General features: G+C 33.2%; 6 protein-coding genes. 5 read left to right on the top strand and 1 reads right to left on the bottom strand.

All coding sequences use genetic code 11. From position 1 onward, the window contains the following. Nucleotides 1-142: 142 nt before the first annotated feature. Nucleotides 143-1195 (top strand): replication initiation protein, encoded by a 1053-nt coding sequence (locus RZN25_17620; protein MEQ6378628.1) that lies wholly within the window; start codon nucleotides 143-145, stop codon nucleotides 1193-1195. Between the two features lie 617 nt (nucleotides 1196-1812). Here RZN25_17620 and RZN25_17615 read toward each other — a convergent pair. Further along, entirely contained in the window at nucleotides 1813-2508 is a 696-nt protein-coding gene (locus RZN25_17615; protein ID MEQ6378627.1) for a hypothetical protein, read from the bottom strand. A gap of 727 nt (nucleotides 2509-3235) precedes the next feature. Between RZN25_17615 and mobV the strand changes: the two genes are divergently transcribed. From mobV to RZN25_17595, 4 genes are all read left to right on the top strand, one after another. Next, nucleotides 3236-4375, top strand: coding sequence for a MobV family relaxase (gene mobV / locus RZN25_17610; protein MEQ6378626.1), 1140 nt, complete (start codon nucleotides 3236-3238; stop codon nucleotides 4373-4375). 107 nt (nucleotides 4376-4482) lie between these two features. Continuing rightward, nucleotides 4483-4986: a MerR family transcriptional regulator gene (locus RZN25_17605; protein MEQ6378625.1), complete on the top strand. Its 504-nt coding sequence runs from the start codon at nucleotides 4483-4485 to the stop codon at nucleotides 4984-4986. A gap of 1044 nt (nucleotides 4987-6030) precedes the next feature. Further along, nucleotides 6031-6249, top strand: coding sequence for a hypothetical protein (locus RZN25_17600; protein ID MEQ6378624.1), 219 nt, complete (start codon nucleotides 6031-6033; stop codon nucleotides 6247-6249). Further along, complete coding sequence (locus tag RZN25_17595; protein MEQ6378623.1) at nucleotides 6242-6445, top strand: hypothetical protein; 204 nt, start codon at nucleotides 6242-6244, stop codon at nucleotides 6443-6445. The genes RZN25_17600 and RZN25_17595 overlap by 8 nt, the downstream gene beginning before the upstream one ends. Nucleotides 6446-6921 lie beyond the last annotated feature (476 nt).

The following is a 6921-nucleotide window of genomic DNA, read 5'->3' as shown; positions in this document are numbered from 1 at the left end:
GATTCAAACTATCACACTTTTGATTCAAACTATCACAACATCTAAAAACAGTGATTGACTAATAAAAACAATAGTTTTATTTTATTTGTAGAATGTTTTTTCATCATTTTTTTAAAAAAATGTGATAGAAAGGAAATGATATATGAATGCAGATCATTTAGTAACACAATCAAACGATTTGGTTGAAGCACGACACACTCACCCATTAAGTGCTAGAGAACAAAAGATTGTTCTAACCTTTGTGAGTATGATTCAACCAGAGGATGAAGATTTTCAAAAATATGAAATGTACATCAAAGATTTTCATGAAATGCTAGGTTTAGAAGGGCGAGAACACTACACGCAAATTAAAGATATTGTTAAGAACTTAATGTCAAAAGTTATTGAAATTCCTTACCCTAATGGCGATTATTTACTTGCAAATTGGACTTCATCTGTAAAGTATAAGGCTGGAGAAGGAAGAATTGAGTTCACCTTTGCTCCTGAGTTAAAACCTTATTTGCTACAGTTGAAAAGGGCCTTCACTTCTTATCGTTTAAGTAATATTTTATCACTTAAAAGTGCTTACTCTATAAGGTTATATGAGCTTATGAAAAAGTGGCAACACCTTGGAAAATGGGAAATTACTTTAGAAAGTTTGAAAGAAAAGCTAGGAATTTCTAAAGGACAATACAAACAATACGGTCATTTGAAAAGCAGAATTATTGTGCCCTCATTGCAAGAATTAAACGAAAAAACGGACATACAAGTGACTTTCAAAGAGATCCGCAAAGGTCGTAAAGTAGATAAAATTGAATTTGCAATAAAGCATCTCAAAGACAAAGAGATAAGATTAGAAGAACCTAAAAAAGAGAATTATGACCAAGAATTATTTGAGGATCTAAATGACATAGCACAATTTGAACTCTCTCTTTCAACATTTAAAAAAATAGAAAAGACAGCAAAAGAAATTTATAAAGAGGATTACATAACTCAATTAGAAATGTTAATGGAATTAGTTAATTTTAAGTTGAAACATGAAGGAATAAGTAGTCCAGTGGGATTTACACTTTACTACATGGAAGAACGAAAGAAACTCGCAGAACAAGGGAAGGACGCAACTATTGAAAGAATTTCAAACGAAGTAGTCCCTCAATGGTTTAGAGAAAAAAACAGAAAGGAAAGAAAACAGAAAAGATCCGAACAGAAAACATGATAATTCGTTCTTATTTTTAGCCACCTATGAAAATTCCATAGGCGGCGTTAGTTATTCATATAAAAGTTTTTCGACACCCTAGTCAAATGATTTTACCACCCTCTGAGTTGCAAAAAAATCAATAATTGAAACATCGATAACCAACTAAACTAGTTCACAACCAAACTAGTTTAGTTGTGAACTAGTTTAGAATTATATACTCCTAGAATACAAGACTCACTGGAAAGCAATAGTGTAGAACAATGAATGACGATAGAGGTAGGTAGCTATTTTGTAATGCAGGATAAGGCAAACGGAGTTTGCAGTCCGCATGATTCAGGCAAAGCCTGATGGAATGGTATTTAAATCACTCCGCTATCGTATCCGCTCTATTCAAAATAATTATTTTAGAGGGGGATAGAATAGGTGATTTTTAGTGAAACAAGTATGTTTATAGACTCCGCTATCTTACCTTTTATTTTTAAGGGAATTTCTGGGTTGAGGTCCAACTTTTCTAGCACAGTTGAATCAGGGAGAATAAAAAAACCGTTATTCAACAGGAAACGAGATTAGCTTCCTGAAAAAAACGGTTTTTTAATGTTTTCTAATCAAAAGTAGTATGACATTTCTTTTATATTTTATCCAATAGAGTAGGTTACGCTTAAATCAACATCTCTTTGTCCTACTTTAAACATTCCTGCTTCAATTAAAAAGTAGTACTCAATCACACCACTTCCATAAGCTGTAGCTCTTAATCCACCAGGGGAAATCACGCTATAAGGCGTTCCTGTTTGTTGCCAATCAAACGGATAGGTAAATCCTGATGCGTAGGTCCTAATGTTTTTTACATCTTCAATCCAATAGAATGAACCCGATCCTGAAATACCAAAGTCAGCGGAAATATTTATTTTTCCACAACATGCTAACTGTTCTGAAGCTGTTCTTGTACGATAACTAATGGAACTATAGCTAGATAGAGTACTTGATGAATTTAATGATTTTTCCTGAATTACGGGATCTGAAACGCTTTCTAAAGGTGCGTTAAATGATTCTAATATCAGTTCCATTTCTTCTACTGAATCCACCTTAATTACTTGTGCGTTTTCAGGCAAATCTAGTTCGCTGATATCTTTTAGCCCGTACTCATTAGACAACTCTTCATAAGTTTTATTTGATTTTTTTTCTTTTAACTCTTTAGTTTTTTGAGCTTTTTCAATGAGCTGATCAGCTTCTACTGTCTTAGAATTTTGAATGGCAAAAACACTACTAGTTGAGCCTGAAAAAATAAGTAATCCTACTAATAGAGAAAATAAAACAATTTTAATAGATTTCAATTTAACATCGACTCCTTTCTATTCTTAGGGTAATATAGCATATTCTAAGTGGTTAATGTAAAAAATAACTATTTCTTCACTTTTTTGACAAAAATATAAATTAAAAACAGAACCACAATAACTGAGAAGAAATTAAAAACTTGCCAAGGCAAACCAATACCATTCATAAAAATCCCTCCAAAATATGTATAGGATAAGGTTAGACTAATTTGGATATATTTTCAATATATTCTTTTTTTTACTATTTACACTGTCTTTAGTTAACTTTCTTTTTCATAGGAAAATGCTATTTTTACCCTACATTAATCATTTTCTTGGCCAAAACTTGTGATTCCTCTTTATACATCGACATTAACTCCCTTCTCTTCCTTTTATTATCTAAGGTATGTCAGTCCAAACATCAACTAATTAATTTCATTACCTAAGACGGTATGTTAATGAGAAAGGATGCAAAAAAAATAGCAGACAACTAGATTAGGGTCTTTCCTCTTGTAAAGTAAAGACTGAACAAAAAATGTCCTTAGCTGCGGAAATAAGTTTCTGCAGCTAAGGACATTTTTTGTTCACTTGAAAACTAGACTAGTGGTCTTGAATTTTGTCTTTTTATTTTAGCCCTCCGCAGGAGCACACGAACGGACTTATGCTAATAAGTCTAGTGTGTTATACTTATTGTATAAATCTATCGGATCAGGGCTAGTGGATCTCATTGAAACAGGAGTGATTCTCTATGAGTTTTTCTATTTATCGACTTAGCAAAGTAGCTAACGCTGTGGACACTAGAGGACTTCAACGACACAATCAACGAGAGAACAAGAAAGAGAGCTATGCCAATAAAGACATTGACCATTCGAAAACGCATTTAAACTATGATTTGATTAACTCCGAGAAGATCCAGTACATAAACAAGATTGATGAACGGATCAAGGAAGGCTACAAAGGATCTCGTTCAATTCGTTCGGATGCTATTAAACTGGTAGATGGTTTGCTGACGAGTGACAACCAATTCTTTGATCGCCTTTCTCCTGAACGGCAAAAACAATTTTTTAAAGACAATTTGGATTTTATTAAAAAGGAATATGGGGAAGAAAACGTCATCTATGCTACGGTTCACTTGGATGAGAAAACTCCGCATATGCACTTTGGTTTTGTTCCATTAACAGAAGATGGGCGGTTATCTGCTAAAGAGATGGTAGGGAATAAGAAAGCTTTATCTGAATTACAAGATCGCTATAATCACTTCTTAAACGAACGAGGATACGGTTTAGATCGCGGAGAAAAGGGTTCGAATGCTGAACATCTTGAAATGCAGAAATTCAAAGAGAAAATGTTAAATGACCAAATTCAAAAGCTTGAAACGGAAGCTCAATTACGAGAACAAAACTTACAGAAAATCAGGGAAATAGATAAAGAGATTAAAAGAGTGGAAGATCTTAAAGCGAAAGAAGGGAAGTTTTCAAACAAGGTCACGCTTGAAAAAGAGGATTTTGAAACCATCAAGAACACAGCTCTAAAAGGGATTGCTACTCGTGAAGAAGTAGAAGCTCTAAAAGAATCTGTCCAACAATTAAAAAGCGAAAAAAAATTGGTTACTAAAGATCGTGATTACTACCGAGAGCAAGGGCGGAAATTTGAAAAAGAAAATCTTGAATTGCGAACAGAGAATCAAGCATTAAAAAAACAGGTTCAAAACTGGGCGGATTATACAAAAACCTTTCTTGCTCAACTTATGGAACGAGCGAAAATGTTACCTAAGGAATGGTTTAATAAAATCCATAAAGAAGTAATTCAGCCTTCTCATAAGATTGCTAGAGATGAATTAGAAAGCAAAAATTCTTTGGTGAAAGTGAACGAATTTGAAAAAGAGTAATTAGCATTAACAAAAAAAACAAGGAATTTTATGTTAATATTGCGATTAACAAGCGGTGGTGGGTGAGTGGCGGATGGTGAGTGAATGAATGAAAAGGTGGTGGGAGTTTGGATAAATGGCTCTCGGTAACTGAATTGAGTGATTCCGTTAAAGTACCCGAATCAACAGTTCGAAGATATTTACATAAGTTTGAGAGATTTTTTCGCTATGAACAACGAGGTAGAGGAAAAAAATATCATCCTGAATCTATCGTGATATTAAAACGAATAACTTCTCTTTACGATGAAGGCTACGAAAGTGCAGAAATTAAAGAGGTTTTATCTCAAAAGTTTGCGTTTACGGTTGGTGAGATCCATGAGGATCTTCCTTCCACCACTCAACCACCACACCAAAATATTGAGAAACAATTAGTACAGTTAGAGAGTTTTAGACAAGAACAAAGGCAATTCAACGAGGAATTAAAGCAGATCATTCAAGTGCAACAAGAATATATTGCAAACTCTCTTGAAGAAAGAGACCGTAAAATGATGGCAGCCATGAATGAATTGTTTGAAACAAAAAAACAACTTGCTTCAACCAAGAAGAAAAAGTGGTGGGAACTTTGGAAGTGAAATTACAGTTCCTCCTTGTCAGGGAATAAAGAAGAAAAGAAGGTGAAAAAATGTTATGGAGTGCGTTTGTTATTTCAGTTATAGCATTGATTGTTAGCATAATAGCTTTAGTTTTAATTAAAAAGGAATAAAAAGATAGTTCATCCTCTAACAATGAATTTCCACCTGATATATAATGGGACTAGTTCCGCGGACAACCATTTTTTTAGAAAGCGTGGAAATGAGTTGATGCGTTTGCGGAGAATGTTAAAGTTCTTTAAAGACAATCAGCAAAAGATCCGAACCGGGTTGGACTGGGGAGTTTCTCTCCTCAGATTGGTTTGGGTTTCACTGAAAGTCTTTAAAGACTAAAGTCTAACTGTCGTAGTAACTTCTGCCTTGTGACTTGAAAGAGTATAGTCTGACAGGCATTACCAGTGCCTTTGATTGATTTGGTGTTCTCAGCACCAGGAACCTGTTGTCCGCAATCAAAAGTTCAGGCTATTTTCTTTCTTATGTCATATCTATTATGGGTTTCCCCTGAAAATGTTATACGTAAACAAAAAAACCTCGGTTACCAGCCAAGGTTTTTTTGTTTAGAAAGCGTGCTTTTTAGTTGATATAAGAAGAATGCTTGGGATATCTAATGAATCCCTGTTCTCAGCAAGAATTCAAATCCCTTTTAATTCGCCTAATCTCTTCATTGTGAGTGTTCTAAAGGTGTGGAACCTTTAAAAGAAACACAAAAAGAGATTCCCTCCCTAATAAGTATTTGATGCTTGATTAAACGTTCTATGGGAATGGCGTTACCCTTATATTAACAACTTCAAGTTGACATTTCAATATCAAGAACTATCAAGAACTATCTTTTACTATCATTTGCTATCATAATCTATCAAAATTGGCACAAAATCCGTATATATCTTTTCAAAGCTTTTGATTCTTTTACAGGTACAGGTGAAAAGTTTAGTTAGTTTAGATGGATAAATTTTATTTACAAAACGTATTTACATTTTGCAAATAAAATATTACAATTAATATATCAAATCAAAGGAGAGAAAAACTATGAAAAGGTTAAATATTTATAAAGAAAATGATGAATTCACATTAGAAAGGATTAATGAATTTAACCATGCAACAAAACGAGTTTTTCTCACAGAAGAAGGATTGTTAGACGCATTAGAAATTTATATACATGTACTAGATCAATATGATTTGAATGTATCTGATGAATTATGGGCTGCAGTTATTTATTTTTTGAATAGGAGGAGTCGAAATGAGTAAACCCATTAATCTTCGTATGGATGAAGTTCACTTGGCATTACTGGAAGCTATGGTTGAGAAATTGACAGAAGAAGGGGTTAAGACAAACAAAACAGATGTAATCCAAAAAGCGATTTACAGCTTTGCTAGAGAATCAGTTTTAGATCCGGATACTATAACTAAGATTATTGATCAGCACTATAAAGGTTTTTATTAAAGGGGGAGTTCTCGTTCAGAACAGGAGAGCTAAATAAAAAAAGGACCAACAAAAATCAGTCCCTTTTTCGGAGATATACTCCTAATTACGTTAGTGATTTTATTTTATCATGCTTTTCTTTTTAAAAAATATAGCTCTGAACTCAATAGTCTTAATTCTAAAAATAAGGGCATTTAACGAGGTGATTCTTAGTGACAAGGTTTCTTTATCTATAATTCTATTAAATCGTCTTGTATAAGCCTTAAAAACATTTTTAAGAGGGTTTAAGAGTTTGAAAGAGGGGTTTGATAGTTTAAGAGTTTTTAATTTTAAAGAACTAAAATACCCCACCAAAGTTGTTACTTATTTTGTTTGTTTTTTAATTATTTGTTTTAAATACTGTTTTAAATACTGTTTTAGAGTGACTTTCAACCATTGATACGACTGGCTTTTAAGGGATTAACTATCACACTTTTGATTCAAACTATCACACTTTT

The sequence above is a fragment of the Bacillaceae bacterium S4-13-56 genome, from assembly GCA_040191315.1.
Classification (GTDB): Bacteria; Bacillota; Bacilli; order Bacillales; family JAWJLM01; genus JAWJLM01.
The sequence above is the reverse complement of the archived record's forward strand: the minus strand, read 5'-3'. Positions and strand labels throughout refer to the sequence as shown.